The sequence below is a fragment of the Streptomyces sp. NPDC037013 genome, from assembly GCF_055607265.1.
The window spans coordinates 40,779-62,631 of sequence record NZ_JBVJRV010000005.1; the positions used below are offsets into that span (position 1 = coordinate 40,779).

Consider the following 21,853-nt stretch of genomic DNA (forward strand, 5'->3'; position numbering starts at 1 on the left):
GCGTCATCACATCTGAACACTCCAGCCTCACACGGGAAGTAGACGCATGTTACGAACCCTGCGCACCCTTGGCCTCGCCGTTCTCCTGGCGGGCATATCCATCGCCACCGCCCCGTCCGCCGGTGCGGACACCCTCACGCCCGTCGGCGGCGGCAGCGGGCTCATCTTCCGGCTGAGCCCGACTCCGGAGGCACCCCAGGGCTACTTCATCTGTACGCTCACCGCCGTCGGCCGTGACAGCACCGGCAACCTCGTCGGCCTGACCAACGCCCACTGCTTCATCGACGACAAGGGCAACAAGCTGGTCGGCGAGAAGGTGTATCTGGACAGCTCTCCCGCCGGCACAGCCGCGGCTCCGGCCCCGATCCCCGACAGCCGCCCCGACCTGAAGACGGGCGCCATCGGCACGGTGACGTACGTCAGCACACCGAACAATCTCCTCAACACCGGGCCCAAGGGCCTGGATTACGCGGTGATCGACCTGGACGAGACCAGGGTCGCGCCCACCAACACCGTCGGATCGGTGACCATCACTTCGATCGGCGCCCCGCCCGCCAACGGCACCCGCATGTGCAAGCAGGGCCACCGCACCGGCCTCACCTGCGGCATCAAACTGGGCACCAACGGCATCTGGTTCAACCACCTCATCTGGACCGACGGCGGCGACTCCGGCGCTCCCGTCGTCGACGGTCAGAAACTGGTGGGCAACGCCTGGGGCGCACAGCACAGTTCGCCGATCCTGAGCATCATCGACGAGATGAACGCCAACGGCGGCGTCGGCGCAGGGTTCCATCTCGCCTCCTGAACTCCTCCTGCCGAAAGCCCGGCCATCAGGACGGCCCGCGGGGCCGTCCCCCCGGCCCTGATGTCACCTCGGCCAGGGGGACGGCCCGCTGTCACGGATGATGCGCGGGGATCAGGACGGGTCGCCGTACTGGAGGCCGCGGCCGTTGGTGCCGATGTAGACGCGGCCGTAGGTGTCGGGGGCGCCGGTGACGACGCCCTGGCTGCCGGTGGCGCCCCACTGGTGCGCCTGGTCGTTGACGCGGGTCCAGGTGGCGCCTATGTCGGTGGAGCGGAAGACGCCGGTGACGCCCTTGACCGTGCCGATCAGGTACAGCGTCTGGTACGAGGCGTGCGGCGCCGCCTTGCCGAAGCCGATCGCCGACGCGGACGTCACCGAGGTGAGCCGGGTGAACGTGCCGCCGCCGTCCGTGGAGTGGAGCAGGCCCTTGCCGCCGCCCGCGATCCACAGGTCGCCGGCCCGGCCCGGCACGGCCTTGAGGCGGCCGTCGGCGGGCAGGCCGGCCGCGCGGGCGGTGAAGGTCGCGCCGCCGTCGGTGCTGGCGTGGAGGGTGCCGCCGGTCAGGGAGTAGAAGGTGCGGGCCGAGGAGCGGTCGGCGACGACCTCTGCCCCCGTGCCGAGCCCCCGCACCTTCGTCCAGGTCGCACCGTTGTCCGTCGAGCGGTACGGGGGCTGCCCGGCCTGGGTCCATACGAGTGTGGAGCCGTCCGCCGCGAGGGCGATACGGCCGCTGTGGGCGCCGGCCACCGGTTCGGCGGCGAAGCCCCGCCAGGTGACGCCGCCGTCGGTGGAGTAGGCGCCGTCCTGCTTGCCGCCCGTACCCACCCGCGCCATCACCGACGGCTTCGACTCGGCGTAGTCGATGTCGGTGCTGTTGCTCATCAGCGGGTTCTTCATCCGCCCGGACGGCACCCGCGTCAGATCGGTGTGGCGGAATCCGCCCTGGTCGCCCATGGCGGTCAGGACGGTCGCACCGCCGGGCGGGGCGATGGCGTCGAGGATCGCCGTCTCCTCGAGTCCCTTGGCCCCCACGGTCCAGTGGCTCGTCGGGGCGTCGGCGTCCTCGCTCCGCCAGATCCCGTTGCCCGTGCCGTACAGCACGTGCCCGGAGTCGAACGGGTCGATCGCGAGGGCCGTCATCCAGTGCCCGGTGCCGGTGCCGACGTACGGCGCGCCGGAGGCGTCCCGTACGGACTTGCCGGCCAGCGGCTGCCAGCTCGAACCGCCGTCCGTGGTGCGGTAGATCTCGTCCTCGGGGTACCAGCGGTCCAGCGTCGTGACCATCACCGTGGACGGCTTGCGCGGGTCGACCGCGAGCCCCGAGAAGCCGTACGAGCCCTTCGAGGGGGACACGTCCTTCCAACTCCCGCCGTCCGGCGTGTGCTTCCACACCGAGCCGCCGGTGACGCCGTTGGGCCCGAGGTTGTCGGTGTACGTCACATAGAGCGTGCCGTCGCCGGTCACGGCACCGTGCTGCGGCAGCTGCCCTTTCGGCTGCCCGGCGACGGCCTGCCAGGTGGCGCCGGAGTCGCTCGACCGGTACAGGGACGTGGACTTGTCGGCGACACCGACGTACACGATGCCGCTGCCCTTCGGCCCGTACGTCACGAACGAGATGCCCGCGCCGCTGCCCGCCCCGTCCTTGACCGGGAAGGACTCGACCTGACGCCAGCTCGCGCCGTGGTCGGTGGAGCGCCACAGCCCGTTCTTGCGGGAGCCGAGGAGCAGGTTCGAGTTGTTCGACGGGTCGACGACGAGGCGTTCACCGGCGCCGCGGCCGTCCTCGTTGCCGCCTATTTTGAAGGGCAGTTCGGTGCGCCGGAAGGTGCGGCCCCGGTCGGTGGAGCTCAGGATCGCGCCGTTGCCCGCCCAGTCGTTGGTGTACGTGCCCGCGCCGAGGTAGAGCCGGTCGGGGTCGACGGGGTCGGTGGCGAGGGAGTCGATGCCGAGCAGGTTCCACTCCTTCTCGCCGAGCCAGTCGGTCAGCGGGATCCACTCCTCGGTACGGGCGTTCCAGCGGTACGCGCCGCCCATGTCGGTGCGGGCGTACAGCAGGCCCTTCTCACGCTGGTTGAAGACGAGGCCAGGGACGTAACCGCCGCCGACGGTCCGCGCGTTGCTCCACTTGTACGGTGCTGCCGCTGACGTCCGGGCCTTCGCGGCCTGGGAGTCGTCCTGCATGAGGAGCAGGTACGGCACGGCCGCGGCGGGCACCGCGAGCAGCAGGGCGATGGCGCTCCCGCGGCGACGGTGCAGACCGCGCCGCCGGGAGCCCGTGCGGGTGGGGGGTGAGACGTTCATGGGGAAGGTGTGCTCCTTGCGGATGACTGTCTGGGGGACGGGTCAGCGCAGCAGGGTCAGAAGACCGGGCCGGTACGGCAGCGCGTCGTAAGGGCCGTCCGCGTTGGGGGACTTGCCCTGGTAGAGCAGCTGCAGATTGCACGGGTCGACGGTCATGGTCTGGTCCGGGTTGGACCGGATCAGGTCGCCGTGGCTGATGTCGTTGGTCCAGGTCGCGCCGCTGTTGGCCTTGCCCGCGAAGGGGTTGGACTCGGTGGCGGCCTGCGGGGTCCACGTACCGTTCAGGCTGGTCGCCGTGAAGGAGCGGAAGTAGCGGTTCTCGCCCGCGCCCCGCGCCTCGACGATCATCAGGTACTGGTTCTGGCCCTGGACCTTGTAGACCTGCGGTGCCTCGAAGAGGTTCTTGACCGTGTCGCTCATGACCGTCGTGTACGACGAGCCGAAGTTGCCGGGGAAGTTCCCGATCGGCATGGACGCCCGGTAGATCTTGCCGTTGTCACCGGCGAAGAAGAGGTACATGTTCTGGTCGTCGCCGATCAGCGTCTGGTCGATCGGGCCGGTCCCGGGGTCGGTCAGCTTTCCGGTGAACAGGGGCTGCGGCGCGGACCAGCCGTTGGGGTTGGTCGGGTCGGCCGAGGTGCGGTAGCTGAAGGGCGAGGCACCCCACTGGTACGTGAGGACCCAGATCTTCTTCGGCGCGAAGTAGAAGAGGGTGGGCGCGACCGCGTTCTGGCTCATCTTCGTCTGCTTGGCCGTCCCCATGCCGGACCAGTCGGTGAACGGGGCGAACGCCATCGAGCCGTACGAGGTGCCCGTCGACATCGACCCGTAGACGAGGTGCTTGCCGTTGTACGTGACGTGGGTGAAGTCCTTCAGTGAGGCCCACCCGTTCGCGGGCTGCGCGAGAGCGCCGGTCGAACGCCACTTGTACGTGGCGGGCAGCGCGCACGTGCCACCCGCTGACCCGGAGGGTGCGCTCCACTTCTGGTTGTCGACGCCCGCGCAGGTGTACAGCTGGAGCTTGGTGCCGTTGGAGGTGCCCGCGCCGATCGCGTCCACGCACTTGCCGGAGTGAACGCCGGAGATCGAACCGTTGGTGTTGATGTTCCACTGCTGGTTCGTGCCGCCGTTGCAGTCCCAGATGACCGCCTCGGTGCCGTTCGCCGTGCCCTTCTCCTTCGCGTCCAGGCACTTGTCGCCGAACACCTTCAGCTGCTTGGCGGCGGTGTGCGTCCAGCTCTGGTGGGACTGCCCGTCGCAGTCCCCCAGCTGTACCTGGGTGCCGTTGGCCGTCGAGGAGCCCGGGACCTCGATGCAGCGGCCGGAGGCCACACCCTTGATCCGGCCGGTGCCGTCGCCCCGGTCGGCCGGGGTCGTACCCGAACCGGCGTCGAACGCCTTCTTGACGGCATCGTACGCAGGCTTCGGCTTGCCGGCCGCGTCGAAGAGCAGCGGCTTCTCGTCCGCGCGCCACGAGTCGCTGTCGCGTACGCCCCACACCGTGATGCCGGTGCAACGCCGCACCCCGAGACAGGCGTTGACCGCACTCGCGTAGTGCGTGGGAGACGCCTGGGCGATGTCCAGCTCGGTGATCTGCACGTCGACGCCGAGGGCGGCGAAGCTGTCGAGGGTCTTCTTGAAGCTCGCCGGCGGGCCGCCCGCCCCGAAGTGGCTCTGGAAGCCGACGCAGTCGATGGGGACGCCGCGCGCCTTGAAGTCCTTGACCAGGCGGTACACGCCCTGGGTCTTGGCGGCCGACCAGTCCTCGATGTTGTAGTCGTTGTAGCAGAGCTTCGCGGCCGGGTCGGCCGCGCGGGCGGTGCGGAACGCCTCCTCGATGAAGCCGCTGCCGAGCACCTTCTTGAACACCGACTCGCGCAGCGCACCGCTGCCGCCGTCCTGGAAGGCCTCGTTGACGACGTCCCAGGCGTAGATCTTGCCCTTGTAGCGGCCCATCGTGGTCTTGATGTGGTTGTTCGTGACGCCGCGCAGGGTGTTCGGGTCGTTGATCGCCTTCACCCAGTCCGGCAGCTGCGAGTGCCACACCGTGGTGTGGCCGCGCAGCCGCTGGCCGTGCTCCAGGGCCCGGCCGACGATCCTGTCGGCGGCCGCGAACCGGAAGCTCCCTCGGGACGGCTCGACCGCGTCCCACTTCATCTCGTTCTCCGGGGTGATCATGTTGAACTCCCGGTCGGCGATCGACGTGTACGTCGAGTCGCTCAGCCGCCCCGCGGCCAGCGCGGTGCCGAAGTACCGGCCCGACGAGGACGCCTCGGCCTCCAGGCCCGCGGCCCCGGCGGAGCCCGGGAGCAGCGTGAGAGCACCGGCCACCAGCGCGGAGCCGGTCAGCCCGATCGCCAGCGCCCTACGGGGCCTGCGGAGCCGGTGCAGGCCCTTGCGGGGCTCGGCGGTGTGTCTGGTCATGGAAGTCGCCTTCTTCAGGGAACAGGTCACGGGGAACGCCGGTGAAGGGCACCCCTGAAGAGGAGGCTGGGGAAGGCGGGACGGCGTAACGAAAAAAGCGCGCGCCCACGCAGTGAGGGATCTCGCAGCGGAAAAGCGTAATGCGGGGCCCTGTTCCGAAGTCGGCGGGCCCGCGCCCTCACCTCATCGGCGCGCGGACGACGAAGGAGGCCTGACCGGTGAAGGCACGCGTGCCGTTGGAGCCGTCGAGGCGGATCGATCCGTCGCGGGGGCGCAGGGCGGAACCCGGGTAGTTGTGCGCGTGCAGCGTCACCGATCCGTCGGCCGTCCCGGGGCGCGGGCAGAAGGTGGCGTCCTCCCGGAACAGCCGGCTGCCGTCGTCGGCGCTCAGCCGCAGCCGCAGATAGGAGTGGCGCAGGTACCGGCCGTCGGCCGCCCGGAACGTGACGCACCGGTCGTCGGCGAGGCCCTTGCCGACGGTGAAGGTGGCCGCAACACTGCCGAGCGTCGCGACGTCCCCGTCGTACGTGAGGAATTGGCCGGGCCGGTCCACGGACTCGAGGGCCCGTAAGCCCAGCGGAACCACGGCCGGACCCGACGGCGACGGCGACTGCGACTGCGACGGGGTGATCGACGGAGACGGCGTGCTCGGCGGAGGCGGCGTGGCCGACGGAGCTGTGGTGGCCGTACGGGCCGTCGGCGCGGCGACGGCACCGGGCGCCCGGTGTTCCGGTTCCGGCCAGGCGACGTACGCAGCGGTCCCGGTGACGAGCACCGCGCCCGTGGCGAGAGCCGCGATCGGATGGGCGGTCACCGCTTGGAGCTTGCCGACCAGGACGCCGCCCTTTGCCGTCGTACCCGCGGCGCTCGCGGTCGCTGCCGCCGTCACCGTCGTACCCGACAGCAGGCCCTTCGCGATCAGCGACCCGACGAGCACCGCCGGCACGGCCAGCGGCGCGAGGTCGGCCAGGAGCAACTCGGCCGGCACCCGCTCGGCACCCGTCCCCGCACATCTCGCGCAGTCGCGTATGTGCCGGGCAATCCGTTTGCGCCACACGGACGTTCGCGTGCCGTCCCATCCGGAGACGGTCGCGGCGAGCCCCGGACATCTCGGTTCGGCAGCCAGCGCGGCGACGATCGTCCGGCTCAGTTCCAACTGCTCGCGCATGCGGTGCAGGCGGACGCCGGTGTGGGCGACGCTGCTCCCCGTCGCGTCGGCGATGTCCTGGCGGCTGAGCAGCCCGGCGCACTCCTGCCACCACAGCGAAAGGAGCACCCGGTGTTCCGCGTCGAGCCAACGACCGGCTTCGACCGCCTGACCGCGCTCGTCCGACATGCGCAGCCGCAGGATCGTCGCGTCCTCCAGCGGGGCGGCGGCGTCGGGCACCGGGAGCGCCTCGTCGAGGAGCGTGGTCCGGTCGGCGAGGGTGCGCTGCCGCTGCCAGTACGTGTTGACCTGCCGGAGCGTGATCGACACCAGCCACGCCCGGAAACTCTCCGGGGCCCGCAGCGCGGGCAGATCGCGCACCGCGCGCAGCAGGGTCTCCTGGACCACGTCGTCCACGTCGGCATGGCCGCTCAGGGCCCGTCCGACGATGTTGTACAACAACGGCAGATACGCGGAGACGAGCTCCTCGCGCGCCCGCCGGTCACCGCGCTGCGCCGCGACGACCAGCCGCACGTGATCCGCGTCCATGAGCACCGGTCCCATCTCTTCCGGGGAAGTCATCCGCCGAGTACGGCGCCACACCCTAACCGTGTGGACCACGGAGTCACCCCCCACGCCACGGAGCGCCGGTCCGCAGTCGGCACCACACACCGCCACTGGTCGAGGCTGTACGGCGCCGCCGCGTGCCCGGTTCTGAGCCCGCCGGCCCGGCAGGTTCATGATCATGCTGGATAAGCTCTGCCCATGTCACGTGTACGCCTCGCCCCTGCCGCCGCTCTCGTACTCCTCGGGCTGACCGCCCTCACCGCCTGTTCCTCCGGCGGTGACGACCCGGGCTCCGCCGCCGGCCCCCGGGGCGACCACAAGAAAGTCTCCTCACCGGCCCCGAAGCCGATCACGAAGGACCTCACCCAGGCGGAGCTCACCCGGGCCGTGCCGGGCGACGGCGAGGTTCTTCCGGGGTACACCGTGCACGGCACCAAGGAGGCGACGGACGGGCAGTACTGCAACCGCTCGGGGGACGACTCCGTGCCGAAGGGGTGGGCCCGGGGCAGCGACGCCTCGTACGAGTACAACGGCTCCACGCTCAACATGGCCGAGGTGCACATCTGCCTCTTCAAGACGGCCGAGGACGCGCACGACGCGCACGTGGCGTGGAAGGGCGACGAGAAGAGCAAGGAGCAGCCCACGAAGCCGTCCGTGGGCGACGAGAGCACGCTCGTGATCAACCCCGGCGCCAGTGAGGACAGCGTCTACGGCTACGCACGCTCGGGGAAGGTCGCCATCCGCGTGCAGGTCGACGGCAACACCGGCGGCGACCCCGCGGGGGCTCAGGCCCTGCTCGGCGCGACGCTGAAGCGTCTCCAGCAGCTCCAGGACGGGAAGTCCCCGACGGTCACGGCCACGCAGGAGCGGGCCGCGGCCGAGAAGTGAGCGGGCGCGGAACCGGCGTTCAGGACGTGCCGGTGGTGGTGAAGCGCCGGCGGTAGGCGGTGGGGGTGACGCCGAGGTGGCGGAGGAAGGCGCGGCGGAGGGTCTCGTCGCTGCCCAGTCCGCTGCGCCGGGCCGCCGAGGTGACGCTGTGCCCGTCGAGGAGGAGTTGCTGGGCGCGGTCCAGACGGACCCGTTCGACCCAGCGGGCGGGGGTGGTGCCCAGCTCGGAGTGGAACAGCCGGGTCAGGTGCCGGGGGCTGACTGCCACGGCCTGGGCCATGGACGGCAGGCTGTGGTCGGCGGCGGGATCGGCCAGCACGGAGTCGACCAGGGTGCGCAGGAGGTCGTTGCGCGCGGGCGGGGTGGTGGCCGTGGTGAACTGCGACTGTCCGCCCGGACGTTGCAGGAAGACGACGAGTTCGCGTGCGATGCGGCGGGCCGCGTCGGCTCCGTGGTCGTCCTCGACCAGGGCCAGGGTCAGGTCGATGCCCGCGCTGATGCCCGCGGAGGTGATGAAGCGGCCGTCGCGGACGTGGATCGCGTCGGGCTCGACGCGCACAGCGGGGTGGCGGTGGGCGAGGGTACCGGCGTGCCGCCAGTGCGTGGTGGCCCGGCGCCCGTCGAGCAGGCCTAGTCCGGCCAGGACGAAGGCGCCGGTGCACACGGAGGCGACCCGGTCCGCCCGCGCGGCCAGGGCGCGGGTGGTCGCCAGCAGCTCCGCGTCCACCGGCCGCTCGGCCAGGCGGTCGCCGCCGGCCACGAGCACCGTGTCGACCCGGCCTGCCTCGGCGGCCGTCACCGTGCCGCTCAGCGGCATGCCGGTCGAGGTCCTCACCTCTCCCCCGGACGGGGAGACCAGGACCAGGTCGTAGGGGTGGACGAAGCGGCCCGCCTGGTGCAGGACCTCCGCGGGGCCGCTGACGTCCAGCATGGTCACGCCGTCGAACACCACGAAGCCCACGCGATGCGTCATGTCTGAATCTGTGGTTTGGCTGTCAGAAAGGACATGGCGCCATGCTACGCGCCCGGCGACCCTGGAAGGGCAGTCGGACCGCCGGACGAGGAAGTGGAAGTGGAGATCATGAGCGAAACGATCGCGGGCGTACGGATCCCGGACAGCGCGCTGGCCCGGGAGGCCACCGAGCTGGTCCGTGAAGCGGCCTCACCGCTGCTGTTCGACCACTCCCGGCGCGTGTTCATCTGGGGCTCGCTGCGCGGACGCGAAGAGGGACTCGCGTTCGATCCGGAACTGCTGTACGTCGGGGCGATGTTCCACGACCTGGGGCTGACCGAGCGGTTCCGCCGCACCGACCAGCGCTTCGAGATCGACGGCGCCGACGAGGCACGGCGGTTCCTGCACGCCAACGGCATCACCGGCGCGGAGGCCGACCGGGTCTGGACGGCGATCGCCCTGCACACCACGCCGGAGATCCCGCTGCACATGGACCCCGAAGTCGCCCTGGTGACCCGGGGAGTCGAACTGGACGTACTGGGCCTCGGCTACCACGCGATCTCCGACGAACAGCGCGCGGCCGTGGTGCAGGCCCACCCCCGCCCCGACTTCAAGAACCGCATCCTGTCCGCGTTCACCGAGGGCATCAAGGACCGCCCCGACACGACGTTCGGCAACGTCAAGGCCGACGTACTCGCCCACTACGTACCCGACTTCGTCCGCGGCGACTTCGTCGAGGTCATCAAGAACTCGGCGTGGCCCGAGTAACAGATCACGACCCGGCTCGGTCTCGTCGTCGCGCTCGGAACCGCCGCACCCTGAGCACCAGGAAAGTCGCCAGGGCGATGGTGAACACGACCGAGACGACGGCCCGAAGTGCGAACCAGAGCGGGCCGTCAAGGTCAGCGTTCACTGCGACGAGGTTCAGCAGACTTGCCGCGCCGAAACTGCCCCATGCCCAGTTCTTGGCTCTCATCTCCCTGACTGGGGGATGCGATCGAGTGGCCATCACTGCCCCCTCTCGCTCGCCGCCCGCTCGGTGAGTTCGGTGAGCATGGTGCTCGTCGTCTCGTCGGCCGGCAGGAATGCCTCCAGGCGCAGTTCCGCGATGGTGACGTCTACCGCGGTGCCGAAGTGGGTGAGGGTGGTGATCAGCGTCAACTCGCGGTCGTCGTCCGGGTCGTGCGGTCGCAGGCGCAGCGGGACGGCGAAGCCGAGGTGGTGCGGTGAGTCGCGCGGGCGCGGTGGCGCGAGATCGGTGAGTTCGTCGGCGAGGCGCCGGACCCGGTCGTCCGGGTTGCGCTCGCTCTCGGCCCGGACGCTGTCGACGATGTGCCACGCCCACTCGTCGAGGTTGATGATGCGGGGCGCGAGGCCCTGCGGGTGCAGCAGGACCCGGGGGACGCTCACCGGCGGTACGAGCAGTTGGGGGGCGACGCCTGCGGTGAGCGCGTGGAAGGCGGTGTTGGCCGAGACGAGGTCGCCGTTCCGTTCGACCACCACCGCCGGGTACGGCAGGTGGCCGCGCAGGATCCGTTCGAGTGCGGCCCGGACCGGTTCGAGCCGGGGGTCGTCCAGGCGGGTCTGCGGGTAGGCCGGCGCGAAACCGGCCGCGAGAAGCAGGGCGTTGCGCTCGCGGATCGGCACCTCCAGGGCTTCGGCCAGCCGGATGATCACCGACCTGCCGGGGGCCGACCGGCCGCTCTCGATGAAGCTGACGTGGCGTTGGGTGGTGCCGGCGCGCGTGGCGAGCTCCAACTGGCTGACGCGGCGCCGGGTGCGCCACTCGCGCAGCGCGCGGGGGAGCCCGTCCGTGGTCGTCTCACTGATCATGCCTCCTGTGTAACCCACGCGGGCACCGTCGGCGATTCCCTGCGGGGAATTGTCGCGCAACAGGCGCTCCCGGCACGGTTGTTGCCAGACGCCACACCCCGTGGCGACCGAGAGGAACGGTCATGACCGAGATGGACATCCAGGACTTCGCCCGCCGTTACGTCGCCGTGTGGAACGAGCCCGACGCGGAGCGCCGCCGCGCCGCGATCCACGAGCTGTGGTCCGCCGACGCGGTTCACGTACTGCAGCCGCCCAAGGAGATGGCGGAGACCGCCGCCGGTCTCGGTTTCGACCGTCTCGCCCTGGAGGCGCGCGGGCACCGGGCGTTGGAGTACCGGGTGACACGAGCCCACGAGGAGTTCGTCGCGCCCGGCGGCTTCACCTTCACCTCGCGCGGCAACGCCGACAGACTCCACTACGTCGTCAAGTTCAACTGGGAGATGGCCCCCAAGGACGGCGGCGAAGTCGCCGGCGCGGGGCTGGAGATCGTCATGCTCGACGCCGACGGCCGCATCGTCAGCGACTACCAGTTCATCGAAGGGTGATGATCTCGATGACCGCCATGACCTCCATGACCACGACGACCGGCGGAGCGCTTCCCTCGACGGTGCGCAGCTACCACCTCGGCGAGGGCGGCGGCCTCGACGCCCTCACCCTGCGCACCCACGCGCCACGCCCGCCCGGGGAGGGGGAGGTCGCCGTGGCGGTCCACGCCGCCTCCCTCAGCTTCCGCGAACTCCTCGTGCTCCGGGGGCAGTACGTGCTCCCCGTCAGACCCGACGTCATACCGGTGTCGGACGGTGCCGGTCAGGTCGTCGCCGTCGGGCCGGGCGTCCGGCGGGTGCGGCCGGGCGACCGGGTCAGCGCCACGCTGTTCCCTAAGTGGCTGGACGGCCCGCTGGAACCGGCGTATCTGCCGCAGCTCGGCGGCTCGCTCGACGGCATGCTCACCGAGCTGGCCATCGTCCCGGCGGAGGCCCTCGTACACATCCCCGAGCACCTCTCGTACGCCGAGGCGGCGACCCTTCCCTGCACCGCCGTCACGGCGTGGAACGCCCTGACCGGCGACGGCCGCGGGGTGCGGCGCGGGCAGAGCGTGCTGGCGACGGGCTCGGGCGGCGTGTCCCTGTTCGCGGTGCAGTTCGCGAAGCTCCTGGGCGCGAAGGTGATCGCCACGACGGGGCGCGCGGACAAGGAGCGGCGGCTGCGTGATCTGGGCGCCGACGAGGTGATCAACTACCGGGACACTCCCGACTGGCACGCCGCCGCCCGCGAACTCACGTCGGGGCGCGGGGTCGACCGGGTCGTGGACACCGCGGGGACGCTGGAGCAGTCGCTGAAGTCGGTCGCCGTCGACGGGCACGTCGCCCTCGTCGGGTCCGTCTCCGGCGACTGGCCGCCGGTCGACCCCCGGCTGCTGTTCGGCGTCGCCGCCACGGTCCGGGCGCTTGCCGTCGGCAGCCGGGCCCAGTTCATCCGGATGAACGAGGCCATCACCGCGCACCGGCTCCGCCCGGTCATCGACCGGGTGTTCCCTTTCGAGGAGGCCGCCGAGGCGTACCGGTACTACGAATCGACCGGTCCGTTCGGAAAAACGGTCATCAAGATCAGGTAGGGGCGCCCGGGGGCGGGGCAGGGAACCCGCATGAGCACACCGGCCTCCTCCCCCGCCACGCCCCACCTCGACGCCGCGGCCATGGCCCGACTCGTCCCCATGGCCGCCGCCGTCGACGCACTGGAGGGCGTCCTCGCCGCCGGGCTCGACCCGGCCGCGGAGCCGCCCCGCGGTGTCGTGGACGTGCCAGGGGGCCAGCTGCTCCTGATGCCTTCGGCCACGCCGTCGTACACCGGCGTGAAGGTCGCCACGGTCACGCCGGGCAACGCGGAGCGCGGGCTGCCCCGCGTCCAGGGGCTGTACCTCCTCCTGGACGGCCTGACCCACACGCCGCTGGCCCTCCTGGACGGCATCGCGCTGACCTCGCTGCGCACCCCCGCGGTCTCCGGGGTGGCGGTCGGGCGGCTGGCGGTCCCGGACGCCGAGCGGCTGCTCGTCTTCGGGACGGGGCCGCAGGCGTGGGGGCACGTGGACGCGGTACGCGCGGTACGGCCCTCGGTGCGCCACGTCGACGTCGTCGCCCGGAACGCGGACCGGGTGGCCGCCTTCGTCGAGCGCTGCCGCGCCGCCGGGCTCTCCGCCGCCGCGGCGGCCCCGGACGCCGTGGCGCGGGCCGACGTGATCTGCTGCTGCACCACTGCGCGCGAGCCGCTCTTCGACGGCTCGCTGCCGGCCGACCACGCGACGGTCGTCGCGGTCGGCTCGCACGAGCCGGATGCCCGCGAGGTCGACGCCCGGCTGGTGGGCCGGGCCACCGTCGTCGCGGAGTCCCGGGAGGTGGCCGCGCGGGAGTGCGGCGACCTGGTGCTCGCGGCGGCCGAGGGGGCCTTCGCGATGGAGGGGCTGCACACGCTGGACGCGCTGGTACGGGGCGAGGTGACGCCGGTGGAGGGGCGGCCCCGGCTGTTCAAGTCCGCCGGGATGGCCTGGGAGGACCTGGCCGTGGCGGCCGCCGTGTACGAGGGGTGGGCGGCCGCCCGGTGAGGGTCAGGGCGTGGTCGTCGACACGATGTAGATCATCGGGTGCTGTGCGTTCGAGCGGTCCACGACGACGTCCAGCGTCGGCTTCGGGTCCTTCTTCCGGTGCGTGAGGCCGGACCAGGGGCCCGGCCCGGTGAACTCCCAGCCGACGACGTTCCGGTCGCGCTCGCTGATCGTGATGTCGTCGCGCTTCAGCTTGTCCTCGGTGGTGCCGATCTGCGTGAGGAACCTGCGCAGGCCTTCGTTGCTGGTCAGGAACTGGACGTAGAGACGGCTGGTGCGCCAGTTGTTCGTCTCGTAGTACGCGACCTCTTCGGAGTACGGCTGGACCGGGACCTCGTACAGACGGCGCTGCACCCGGGAGGGCCAGCCGGCGGTGAGGCCGGTCGCCGAGTACTTGTCCTCCTTGTCGCGGCCGCTGTTGCGGCTCTGGTTCGCGGAGATCACCAGGTAGCCGGCGGGGACGCCGATGAGCAGCACGATGATGATCGCCGTTAGCCAGCGGCGGCGGATCATGTGGCGGCGGTCCTCTGTCTTGCGGGCCTTGCCCCCGTCGCGGTCCGGCGGCCCGGGGGTGCCGGGGAGGTCCGGGGACGAGGGCTGGCGGGGCACGGTCATCTACGGGGTTCCCTGGGAGGTGCGGTCGTTGGTGCGGCGCGCCTCTGCGTAGCGCTCGTAACGTTCGTAGCGCTCCACGCGGCGCCGGTTGGCGCGGCGGAAGCGGCGGGCGACCAGCCGGGCCAGGTCGGCGGCGCCCACCATGCCGGCCTCGGGGCCGAGCTGGGCGCGGGCGATCCGGGCCTCGGGACGGTAGCCGCGGCCGGTGAGGTGGCGGCGGAAGGCGTCGCGGGCCGGGCCGATCAGCAGGTCGTCGGCGGCGCTGACGCCGCCGCCGATCACGAAGCAGGAGGGGTCGAGGGCGGCGGCGAGGTTGGCGATGCCGACGCCGAGCCACTGGCCGATGTCCTGGAGGAGCTCGACGCACATCGCGTCACCCTCGCGGGCCAGCTCGGTGATGAGCGGCCCGGTGATGTCGGGGACGTTGCCCTTGACGCGCTCGATGATGCCGTACGCGACCGGGGAGTCGGCGGCGGCGAGCTCGCGGGCCTCGCGGACCAGCGCGTTGCCGGAGCTGTACTGCTCCCAGCAGCCGCGGTTGCCGCACGGGCAGCGGTGGCCGCCCGGGACGACCTGCATGTGGCCGAACTCGCCGGCCACGCCGAACTTGCCGCGCTTGACGGCGCCGTCCTCCAGGATCGCGCCGCCGATGCCGGTGCCGAGGGTGATCATGACGAGGTGGTCCTCGCCGCGGCCCGCGCCGAAGCGCCACTCCGCCCAGGCGGCGGTGTTGGCGTCGTTGTCGACCATCACCGGGACCGCGAGGCGGCCGGAGATGCGGTCGCGCAGGGGTTCGTTGCGCCAGGACAGGTGGGGGGCGAAGAGCACGCGGTTGCGGTCCGCGTCCACCCAGCCGGCCGCGCCGATGCCCACGGCGTGCACGTCGTGCCGGTCGGAGAGGTCGAGGACCAGCTCGATGATGGTGTCCTCGACGACCTTGGGGCTCTTCGACTTGTCCGGGGTCTCCGTGCGGAGGGTCTCCAGGATGGTGCCGTCGGGGTCGACGACGCCCGCCATCACCTTGGTGCCACCGATGTCGATGCCGACGGTGTTGACGCGGGGGGCCGTCAGATGGGATCGGCGTTCACGCGTGCCCACGGTCCGCAGGACGGTGGCTCGGGCGGAGCCGCGGTGCGCGAGGTCGCGGTAGGTGCTCATTGCGGCGATTCTGCCTCACGCTCGCGGGGGCGCGCACAACGGGACCCCGGGGCGGGGGACCATTCCCGGTGCCCTGGCCCCGGGTACCCCAGGGGCGCGGGGGAACTGTGCGCTCGGCCCGCGAAAAGCCGCAGACGCGCCTGCGCGGCGAGCGAGGGGACGCGACTGCGGGTGCGTCGTGGCCGGTCGCGCAGTTCCCCGCGCCCCTTACGGGGCCCACCCCAGCCGTCAGGCTGGGCCTCGGCCCTCCAGTTCGTGGCGGAGGTCGTCCAGTTCGGAGCCGCCCGCCATCTGGCGGGTCAGCTCGTCGAGGGTGACCTCGGCACGTGCGTAGCTGCCGAACATCGTGCCGCGCTTGAGGAGGACGAACCGGTCCCCGACCAGGTACGCATGGTGCGGGTTGTGCGTGATCAGGACCACGCCGAGGCCCTGGTCCCGCGCCGCGGCGACGTACTTCAGGACGACACCGGACTGCTTGACGCCGAGCGCGGCCGTCGGCTCGTCGAGGACGAGGACCTTCGCGCCGAAGTAGACGGCCCGCGCGATGGCCACGCACTGGCGCTCGCCTCCGGAGAGCGTGCCGATGGGCTGGTCCACGTCGCGCAGGTCGATGCCCATGCGCAGCAGCTCGGCGCGGGTCGTCCGGCGCATGAGGTCGACGTCCATGCGCCGGAAGGGTCCGGTGCCCTTCGTCGGCTCGGAGCCGAGGAAGAAGTTCCGCCAGACCGGCATCAGGGGCACCACGGCGAGGTCCTGGTAGACCGTGGCGATGCCCAGGTCGAGTGCCTCGCGCGGGGAGCCGAGCCTGGTGTCCTCGCCCTCGATGCGGAAGGTGCCCGCGTCGTGCCGGTGCAGCCCCGCGATGATCTTGATGAGGGTGGACTTGCCCGCGCCGTTGTCGCCGAGGACGCAGGAGATCTCGCCCGCGTGCACCTCCAGGGAGACGCCTTCGAGCGCACGGATGTTGCCGTAGTACTTGCTGACGTCGTCCAGCTCGACGAGGGGCGTGCGCCCGCCCTCGGGGACGGCGTCGTTCTTCGTCGTGTCCGTGGTCACTTCGTCGCCTCCGCGCGCTTGCGGACCCAGTGGTTGAGCAGGGTCGCCAGGAGCAGCATCACGCCGAGGAAGAACTTGAACCAGTCCGAGTTCCACTCGGCGAAGACGATGCCCTTGCTGACCATGCCGAAGATCAGCGCCCCGACGGCCGCGCCGACCGCCGAGCCGTAGCCGCCGGTGATGAGGCAGCCGCCGATGACGGCCGCGACGATGTAGATCAGCTCGTTGCCGACGCCCTCGCCGGACTGCACGGTGTCGTAGCTGAACAGCAGGTGCTGCCCGGAGATCCAGGCGCCGAAGGCGACGCCCATGTACAGGCCGATCTTGGTCTTGGCGACCGGGACGCCGACCGCGCGGGCCGCGTCCTCGCCACCGCCGACCGCGAAGATCCAGTTGCCGACGCGGGTGCGCAGCAGGATCCAGGTGGCGACCGCGATCAGGGCGAGCCACCAGACGATGGTGATCTTGAAGTCGACGTCGCCGACGGGGATCGTGGAGGCGAAGACCTTCTTGGCGGAGGAGAAGCCCTCCATGTCGGAGATCGACTTGGTGGAGACCGTGCCGCTGATCAGCTTGGTGAAGCCGAGGTTCATACCGGTCAGCATCAGGAACGTGCCGAGCGTGATGATGAAGCTCGGCGGGTCCGTACGGGTCAGCATCACGCCGTTGAAGACGCCGACGGCGAGTGTGACCAGGAGCGAGACGCCCACGCCGACCCAGACGTTCGCCGTCATCTGGTAGCTGAACATCGAGGAGACGAGCGCCGAGGTCGTCACGAGCACGCCCGCCGACAGGTCGAACTCGCCGCCGATCATGAGCAGCGCCACCGGCACCGCCATGATGCCGAGGGTCGAGGCCGCGTACAGGACCGTCGCAAGGCTGTTGGTCTGCAGGAAGCTGTCCGCCACGATCGAGAAGAAGATGAAGACGGCGATGGCGCCGACCACCGAGCCGAGCTCGGGGCGGCCCATCAGCTTCTTCAGCGGCGAGGTCTTGACCAGGCGCTCGTCGGTCTTGGCGTCGGGGGTGGGCGCGGGTGCTGTCGCGGTCATCGGGTCCCTCGCTTCGCGTATTCCTCCAGCTCGCCGGCCTGGTCCTTGGTGACGATCTGCGGGCCGGTGAGGACGGGCCTGCCTCCGCCGAGGACGTCGGCGTTGTACTTGTACAGCCAGAGCAGGTCGACGGCCTGGTAGCCCTGGAGGTAGGGCTGCTGGTCGACGGCGAAGCCGAGGGAGCCGGACTTCAGGCCCGCGGCGACCTTCTCGTTGAGGTCGAAGGTGTCGACCTCGGCCTTGCTGCCGGCGTTGTCGGCGGCCTGTACGGCGGTGTCCGCGAACGGCGCGCCGAGCGTGACGACCGCGTCGACCGACTTGTCGGACTGCAGCTTCGCCTCGATGGAGGACTGCACGTCGGGCATGTTGGTGCCGGTCACGTACAGGTTCTGCATGGTGCCGCGGAAGGTCTTCTTGGCGCCCGCGCAGCGCTGCTCGTGACCGACGTTGCCCTGCTCGTGCAGGACGCAGAGCGCCTTCTTCCTGCCGCGCTTGTTGAGCTCCTCGCCGACGGCCTCGCCGGCGATCGTCTCGTCCTGGCCGATGTGGGTGAGCGCGCCGAACTTCTTGGACTCCGCGGAGCCCGAGTTCACGGTGATCACCGGGATGCCGGCCTTCTTCGCGCGGGCCAGGGCGCCCTTCATCGCGTCGGGCTTGGCGAGACTGACGATGATCGCGTCGACCTTCTTGTCGATGTACGAGTCCACGAGCTGGGCCTGCTGCTGGGCCTCGGCGTTGTGGGAGTACAGGAACTTGATGTTGTCCTTGCGGGCCGCCTGTTCGGCGCCTTCCTGGACGATGTCCCAGAAGGTGTCGCCATCGCCCGAGTGGGTGACCATGCCGAAGGTCCAGCGCGGCGTGTTCACCGCGGCCTTGCCGCCGGCCGCGGCGGCCTCACGGGCGTCCTCCGCCCGCTTGCCCCCGGTGCTGCTGCATCCGGTCAGTCCGGCGGTGACGCCGAGCACCGCGACCAGCGCGGCGCCCACCGCACGTACCCCTGTCTTCACCCTTGCCACGACGCCGTGCCCTTCTTGCTCTGCTGCCCTGTGCGGCCGGTCCGGATCCCCGGCCCCAGCCGCCCAAGTATCGACCACGCGGATCACGCATGTGGTCATCGGGTACCGCGAGCGGTGTACTTCTCCAGCTTCGGCACGTCTTTCTCGGTGACGATCGCGGGTCCGGTGAGGACGGGCTTGCCGCCGCCCAGGGTGTTGGCGTTGGTCTTGTAGAGCCACAGTTCGTCGACGGAGAGGTAGCCCTGGAGGTAGGGCTGCTGGTCGACGGCGAAGCCGACCTCCTTGGCCTTGAGCCGCTTGACGACCTCGGCGTTCAGGTCGAACGTGTCGACCTCGGCCTTGCTCCCCGCCTCGTCCTTGGCCTTCACCGAGTAGGCGGCGATGGGCGCGCCGAGCGTGACGACGGCGTCTATGCCCTTGGTGGCCTGGAGCTTCGCGCTGATGGAGGACTGGGCGCCGGGCGCGTTGGTCCCCTCGACGTTGAGGTTCTCCACCGAGCCTTCGAAGGTCTTCTTGACGCCGGCGCAGCGCTGTTCGAGGGAGACGTTGCCCTGTTCGTGGATGACGCAGAGGGCCTTCTTCTTGCCGCGCTTGTTCAGCTCCTCGCCGACCGCCTCGCCCGCCACGGACTCGTCCTGGCCTATGTGGCTGAGCGCGCCGAACTTCGCCGAGAACTCGCCGCCCGAGTTGATCGTGACGACCGGTATCCCGGCGGCCTTCGCCTTGGCGAGCACGGAACGCATGGCCTCGGGCTTGGCCAGGGTCACGACGATTCCGTCGACCTTCTTGTCGACGAAGGACTGGACGAGCTCGGCCTGGCCCTTGGCCTCCTTGTCGTTGGCGTAGAGGAACTGGACGTTGTCCTTGCGCGCCGCCTGCTGGGCGCCGCTGCGGACGATGTCCCAGAAGGTGTCGCCCTCGCCGGAGTGCGTGACCATCGCGATCTTGAGCCGGGGTGTGTTCACCCCCTTGCCGCCTCCGCCGCCGCCCGACGTGTCCTCGTCGTCCTTGCCGCCGGAGCTGCTGCAGCCTGCGGCGAGCGCGATCACCGCCAGACAGGCCGTGACGCCCTTCACCGTGCGGAATGTGCGCATGTGAACCACCCTCTTCCTCCGGCCGCCCGGGTGCGGCTTGAGGAGTTCTAGCGGGGGGTGCGCGGAAGCGTCAATGGAATTGTCTGAACATTCTGACGACTGTTACGGCCTCCGGGGGAGCCGCGGCCGTCCCGGTCACGGCCGTACGAGGAGCTGGAACTCGAAGGAGTAGCGCGCCGCCCGGTAGACGTGCGAGCCGTACTCGACCGGGCGGCCCGTGTCGTCGAAGGTGGTGCGCCGCATCGTGAGCAGCGGGGCGCCGGCGGGCTCGGCGAGCAGCGCGCCCTCCCCGGCGGTGGCGGCGCGGGCCCCGACGGACTGGCGCGCGCTGTGCAGGGTGTGGCCCGCGGCGCGCATCAGGCGGTAGAGGCCGGTGGCCTCCAGGTGGGCGCTGTCGAGGTCCAGGAGCCCGGGGGGCAGGTGATTGCGCAGGTGGGCCATGGGTTCGCCGTGGGCGAGCCGGAGCCGCTCGACGAGGTGCACCGGGTCGCCCTCGGCGATCCCGAGTGCCGCCGCGATCTCGGCGGACGCGGGTTCGAGGGTGTTGCGCAGGACGCGGGTCTCGGGGCGCTGGCCCGCGGCCTCCAGGTCGTCGTAGAGGCTGCTGAGCTCCAGGGGGCGCTTGACCTGGCTGTGCACGACCTGGGTGCCGACGCCGCGACGGCGCACCAGCAGGCCCTTGTCGACGAGGGACTGGATGGCCTGGCGGACGGTGGGCCGGGACAGGCCGAGCCGCCCGGCCAGCTCGATCTCGTTGCCGAGGAGGCTGCCGGGGGTGAGGGCGCCGCGCTCGATGGCCGCCTCTAGCTGCTGGGCCAGCTGGAAGTAGAGCGGGACGGGGCTGCTGCGGTCGACGCCGAGCCGGAGGTCCACGGTGAGGTCCTGGACCTGCTTGTCCCGGGCGGCTTTGGCGACTGGTTTGGACACGGGGCGAGCGTAGCCCCAGGAGAAGATGACGGGAAGTTCTGAAGTTCTGTTGTCCGGACAAGAATGCGGGCACTGCGGTCGGGGCGCCTACGGCTCTGACCAGCCACGACACCGCATGAGCCCCTTCGGCGAGAGCGCCGGAGGGGCTCGATGGCCACCGCTGCGGGCACGGCTCCTCCGCGGCCGTGCCCGGCGGTCACACCCGGCCGGAGGCCGCCGCGTCCTTCGGTTCGCGCCGTACGGCGTCCCGCTTCCGCCCCCATCGGCGCGTCGCCGGCATCTCCACGAACACGTACAGCAGCCGCGCGACGACGACGCAGACCAGCCCCGTCCCCAGGTGGTACAGGACCGCGGGCGCGGTGCCCATGACCGGCCTCCCGAGCACGATGTGGATCGAGAACAGGAGGATCAGATTGACCAGGCAGAACCCGTACGCGGCCTCACCGAGCCACACCATCGGCCTGCGCCCGAGCCAGCTGCCCCGGCCCTGCAGGTCGCGGGTGACCAGGGCGGCGACCAGCACGGCGACGGGTACGGCGAAGCACGCGCCGAAGCTGTACACCACCGGCAGGTAGAGGGCGAGCACGTACGCCCCGGCCACGGCGAGCGACGCCGGCAGCACGCCCACGCGCAGCGTCCACCTGCCTTCGCTGATCAGTCGGGCGGTCAGCATGCCCGCGACCAGTTCGAGGCCGCGGACGGGCGGGCTGAAGTAGCCGACCCACAGCTGCGCCCAGGAGAGGCCCGGCAGCACGGGGCTGTCGGGGCCCGCAAGGACGAGGGACGAGAACACGGGAACGGCGAGCGCGGCGACGGCCACGGCGATGAACCAGTGCACGAGCCGCTCCGGCCTGATCCGCCGCGCCCAGACGATGAGCAGGGGGAAGACCGCGTAGAAGGCCAGCTCGACCGAGATCGACCAGGTGATGCCGTTGACGGAGTAGATGACGAAGGAGCTGTCGGGCAGCCATGCCTGCACCAGAAACAGCGTCGCGGCCGCCTGGAGCGGCTTGACCGGCAGGTCCTGCGCGAGCAGATAGATGACGCCGAAGACGAAGACGACGACGTGGGTGGGGAGGATCTTGGCGGCTCGTCGTCGCCAGAAGGACCTCGCGGGGTCGCCCGGCTTCGCCACCCAGGTCAGCACGAATCCACTGAGGACGAAGAAGACCGAGACGCCGAGGTACCCCAGGGCGACCCCGCGGGTGTGGAAGGACTCGAACGTCCCAGGATCCGTGAACACGGGCACGTAGGCGGCGTGGCCGATGAGGACGAGGAACGCGGCGATGAACCGCAGACCGGTCAGGGAGTTCAGCCGTCCTCCGGGCGCACGCCGTCCTGGGCGCGGGTGCGTGCCCGGGGCGGGTGGCGGCGAGTCCGGTGTGCCTGGTTGTGGTACGAGTTCGGCGGTCATGACGA

Annotated in this window: 19 protein-coding genes; 6 read left to right on the forward strand and 13 right to left on the reverse strand. The window is 71.0% G+C overall.

The window, feature by feature from the left end; genetic code table 11:
* The first annotated feature begins 46 nt into the window (after positions 1-46).
* Positions 47-805: a chymotrypsin family serine protease gene (locus ACZ7DY_RS19225; protein WP_471136810.1), complete on the forward strand. Its 759-nt coding sequence runs from the start codon at positions 47-49 to the stop codon at positions 803-805.
* Positions 806-916: 111 nt separating this feature from the next.
* On the opposite strand, the gene ACZ7DY_RS19230 is transcribed toward ACZ7DY_RS19225, so the two are convergent.
* The 3 genes from ACZ7DY_RS19230 to ACZ7DY_RS19240 all read right to left on the reverse strand — a co-directional run bounded on the left by ACZ7DY_RS19230 (position 917) and on the right by ACZ7DY_RS19240 (position 7,259).
* On the reverse strand, positions 917-3,106 hold the full coding sequence (locus ACZ7DY_RS19230; RefSeq protein ID WP_471136812.1) for a WD40/YVTN/BNR-like repeat-containing protein: 2,190 nt from the start codon (positions 3,104-3,106) through the stop codon (positions 917-919).
* A gap of 42 nt (positions 3,107-3,148) precedes the next feature.
* A complete protein-coding gene (locus ACZ7DY_RS19235; protein WP_471136814.1) occupies positions 3,149-5,530 on the reverse strand; it encodes a non-reducing end alpha-L-arabinofuranosidase family hydrolase in 2,382 nt (793 codons plus the stop codon).
* 178 nt (positions 5,531-5,708) lie between these two features.
* A complete protein-coding gene (locus ACZ7DY_RS19240) occupies positions 5,709-7,259 on the reverse strand; it encodes a sigma-70 family RNA polymerase sigma factor (RefSeq protein ID WP_471136816.1) in 1,551 nt (516 codons plus the stop codon).
* 183 nt (positions 7,260-7,442) lie between these two features.
* On the opposite strand from ACZ7DY_RS19240, the gene ACZ7DY_RS19245 reads away from it, so the two are divergent.
* Entirely contained in the window at positions 7,443-8,132 is a 690-nt protein-coding gene (locus tag ACZ7DY_RS19245; RefSeq protein WP_471136818.1) for a hypothetical protein, read from the forward strand.
* A 19-nt stretch (positions 8,133-8,151) separates the two neighbouring features.
* Here the strand turns inward: ACZ7DY_RS19245 and ACZ7DY_RS19250 are convergent, their stop codons facing one another.
* Entirely contained in the window at positions 8,152-9,105 is a 954-nt protein-coding gene (locus tag ACZ7DY_RS19250; protein WP_471136820.1) for a GlxA family transcriptional regulator, read from the reverse strand.
* A gap of 108 nt (positions 9,106-9,213) precedes the next feature.
* Between ACZ7DY_RS19250 and ACZ7DY_RS19255 the strand changes: the two genes are divergently transcribed.
* Positions 9,214-9,852: an HD domain-containing protein gene (locus ACZ7DY_RS19255; RefSeq protein WP_471136822.1), complete on the forward strand. Its 639-nt coding sequence runs from the start codon at positions 9,214-9,216 to the stop codon at positions 9,850-9,852.
* A 240-nt stretch (positions 9,853-10,092) separates the two neighbouring features.
* Here ACZ7DY_RS19255 and ACZ7DY_RS19260 read toward each other — a convergent pair whose 3' ends face one another.
* On the reverse strand, positions 10,093-10,917 hold the full coding sequence (locus ACZ7DY_RS19260) for a helix-turn-helix domain-containing protein (RefSeq protein ID WP_471136824.1): 825 nt from the start codon (positions 10,915-10,917) through the stop codon (positions 10,093-10,095).
* A 122-nt stretch (positions 10,918-11,039) separates the two neighbouring features.
* On the opposite strand from ACZ7DY_RS19260, the gene ACZ7DY_RS19265 reads away from it, so the two are divergent.
* The 3 genes from ACZ7DY_RS19265 to ACZ7DY_RS19275 are packed head-to-tail and all read left to right on the forward strand — an operon-like array spanning position 11,040 to position 13,516.
* Positions 11,040-11,462, forward strand: a complete 423-nt coding sequence (locus tag ACZ7DY_RS19265; protein ID WP_471136826.1) for a hypothetical protein — start codon at positions 11,040-11,042, stop codon at positions 11,460-11,462.
* An 8-nt stretch (positions 11,463-11,470) separates the two neighbouring features.
* Complete coding sequence (locus ACZ7DY_RS19270) at positions 11,471-12,532, forward strand: zinc-dependent alcohol dehydrogenase family protein (RefSeq protein ID WP_471136828.1); 1,062 nt, start codon at positions 11,471-11,473, stop codon at positions 12,530-12,532.
* A gap of 30 nt (positions 12,533-12,562) precedes the next feature.
* Positions 12,563-13,516 carry an ornithine cyclodeaminase family protein gene (locus ACZ7DY_RS19275; RefSeq protein ID WP_471136830.1) on the forward strand — a complete coding sequence of 318 codons (954 nt, stop codon included), beginning with the start codon at positions 12,563-12,565 and terminating at the stop codon, positions 13,514-13,516.
* Positions 13,517-13,519: 3 nt separating this feature from the next.
* On the opposite strand, the gene ACZ7DY_RS19280 is transcribed toward ACZ7DY_RS19275, so the two are convergent.
* From ACZ7DY_RS19280 to ACZ7DY_RS19315, 8 genes are all read right to left on the reverse strand, one after another.
* Positions 13,520-14,131 carry a sugar kinase gene (locus tag ACZ7DY_RS19280; RefSeq protein ID WP_471136832.1) on the reverse strand — a complete coding sequence of 204 codons (612 nt, stop codon included), beginning with the start codon at positions 14,129-14,131 and terminating at the stop codon, positions 13,520-13,522.
* Positions 14,132-15,289 (reverse strand): ROK family glucokinase, encoded by a 1,158-nt coding sequence (locus ACZ7DY_RS19285; protein WP_471136834.1) that lies wholly within the window; start codon positions 15,287-15,289, stop codon positions 14,132-14,134.
* A 228-nt stretch (positions 15,290-15,517) separates the two neighbouring features.
* Positions 15,518-16,345 (reverse strand): ATP-binding cassette domain-containing protein, encoded by an 828-nt coding sequence (locus ACZ7DY_RS19290; protein ID WP_471136836.1) that lies wholly within the window; start codon positions 16,343-16,345, stop codon positions 15,518-15,520.
* Complete coding sequence (locus tag ACZ7DY_RS19295) at positions 16,342-17,397, reverse strand: ABC transporter permease (protein WP_471136838.1); 1,056 nt, start codon at positions 17,395-17,397, stop codon at positions 16,342-16,344. Before ACZ7DY_RS19295 ends, ACZ7DY_RS19290 begins: the two co-directional genes overlap by 4 nt.
* Positions 17,394-18,413 carry a sugar ABC transporter substrate-binding protein gene (locus ACZ7DY_RS19300; protein ID WP_471136840.1) on the reverse strand — a complete coding sequence of 340 codons (1,020 nt, stop codon included), beginning with the start codon at positions 18,411-18,413 and terminating at the stop codon, positions 17,394-17,396. The genes ACZ7DY_RS19295 and ACZ7DY_RS19300 overlap by 4 nt, the downstream gene beginning before the upstream one ends.
* Positions 18,414-18,508: 95 nt before the next feature.
* Positions 18,509-19,507 carry a sugar ABC transporter substrate-binding protein gene (locus ACZ7DY_RS19305; RefSeq protein WP_471136842.1) on the reverse strand — a complete coding sequence of 333 codons (999 nt, stop codon included), beginning with the start codon at positions 19,505-19,507 and terminating at the stop codon, positions 18,509-18,511.
* Positions 19,508-19,642: 135 nt separating this feature from the next.
* The gene (locus ACZ7DY_RS19310; protein ID WP_471137685.1) at positions 19,643-20,380 is read right to left on the reverse strand and encodes a GntR family transcriptional regulator; all 738 of its coding nucleotides are present in this window, start codon (positions 20,378-20,380) and stop codon (positions 19,643-19,645) included.
* A gap of 250 nt (positions 20,381-20,630) precedes the next feature.
* Entirely contained in the window at positions 20,631-21,848 is a 1,218-nt protein-coding gene (locus tag ACZ7DY_RS19315) for an acyltransferase family protein (protein WP_471136844.1), read from the reverse strand.
* Positions 21,849-21,853 lie beyond the last annotated feature (5 nt).

Bases quoted from the DNA above. Each gene is read 5' to 3' on its own strand.
- ACZ7DY_RS19240 (WP_471136816.1), bottom strand. From the start codon at position 7,259: ATGACTTCCCCGGAAGAGATGGGACCGGTGCTCATGGACGCGGATCAC.
- ACZ7DY_RS19230 (WP_471136812.1), bottom strand. From the start codon at position 3,106: ATGAACGTCTCACCCCCCACCCGCACGGGCTCCCGGCGGCGCGGTCTG.
- ACZ7DY_RS19245 (WP_471136818.1), top strand. From the start codon at position 7,443: ATGTCACGTGTACGCCTCGCCCCTGCCGCCGCTCTCGTACTCCTCGGG.
- ACZ7DY_RS19275 (WP_471136830.1), top strand. From the start codon at position 12,563: ATGAGCACACCGGCCTCCTCCCCCGCCACGCCCCACCTCGACGCCGCG.
- ACZ7DY_RS19225 (WP_471136810.1), top strand. From the start codon at position 47: ATGTTACGAACCCTGCGCACCCTTGGCCTCGCCGTTCTCCTGGCGGGC.
- ACZ7DY_RS19265 (WP_471136826.1), top strand. From the start codon at position 11,040: ATGACCGAGATGGACATCCAGGACTTCGCCCGCCGTTACGTCGCCGTG.
- ACZ7DY_RS19270 (WP_471136828.1), top strand. From the start codon at position 11,471: ATGACCGCCATGACCTCCATGACCACGACGACCGGCGGAGCGCTTCCC.
- ACZ7DY_RS19260 (WP_471136824.1), bottom strand. From the start codon at position 10,917: ATGATCAGTGAGACGACCACGGACGGGCTCCCCCGCGCGCTGCGCGAG.
- ACZ7DY_RS19295 (WP_471136838.1), bottom strand. From the start codon at position 17,397: ATGACCGCGACAGCACCCGCGCCCACCCCCGACGCCAAGACCGACGAG.
- ACZ7DY_RS19305 (WP_471136842.1), bottom strand. From the start codon at position 19,507: ATGCGCACATTCCGCACGGTGAAGGGCGTCACGGCCTGTCTGGCGGTG.
- ACZ7DY_RS19250 (WP_471136820.1), bottom strand. From the start codon at position 9,105: ATGACGCATCGCGTGGGCTTCGTGGTGTTCGACGGCGTGACCATGCTG.
- ACZ7DY_RS19285 (WP_471136834.1), bottom strand. From the start codon at position 15,289: ATGAGCACCTACCGCGACCTCGCGCACCGCGGCTCCGCCCGAGCCACC.
- ACZ7DY_RS19235 (WP_471136814.1), bottom strand. From the start codon at position 5,530: ATGACCAGACACACCGCCGAGCCCCGCAAGGGCCTGCACCGGCTCCGC.
- ACZ7DY_RS19280 (WP_471136832.1), bottom strand. From the start codon at position 14,131: ATGACCGTGCCCCGCCAGCCCTCGTCCCCGGACCTCCCCGGCACCCCC.
- ACZ7DY_RS19315 (WP_471136844.1), bottom strand. From the start codon at position 21,848: ATGACCGCCGAACTCGTACCACAACCAGGCACACCGGACTCGCCGCCA.
- ACZ7DY_RS19255 (WP_471136822.1), top strand. From the start codon at position 9,214: ATGAGCGAAACGATCGCGGGCGTACGGATCCCGGACAGCGCGCTGGCC.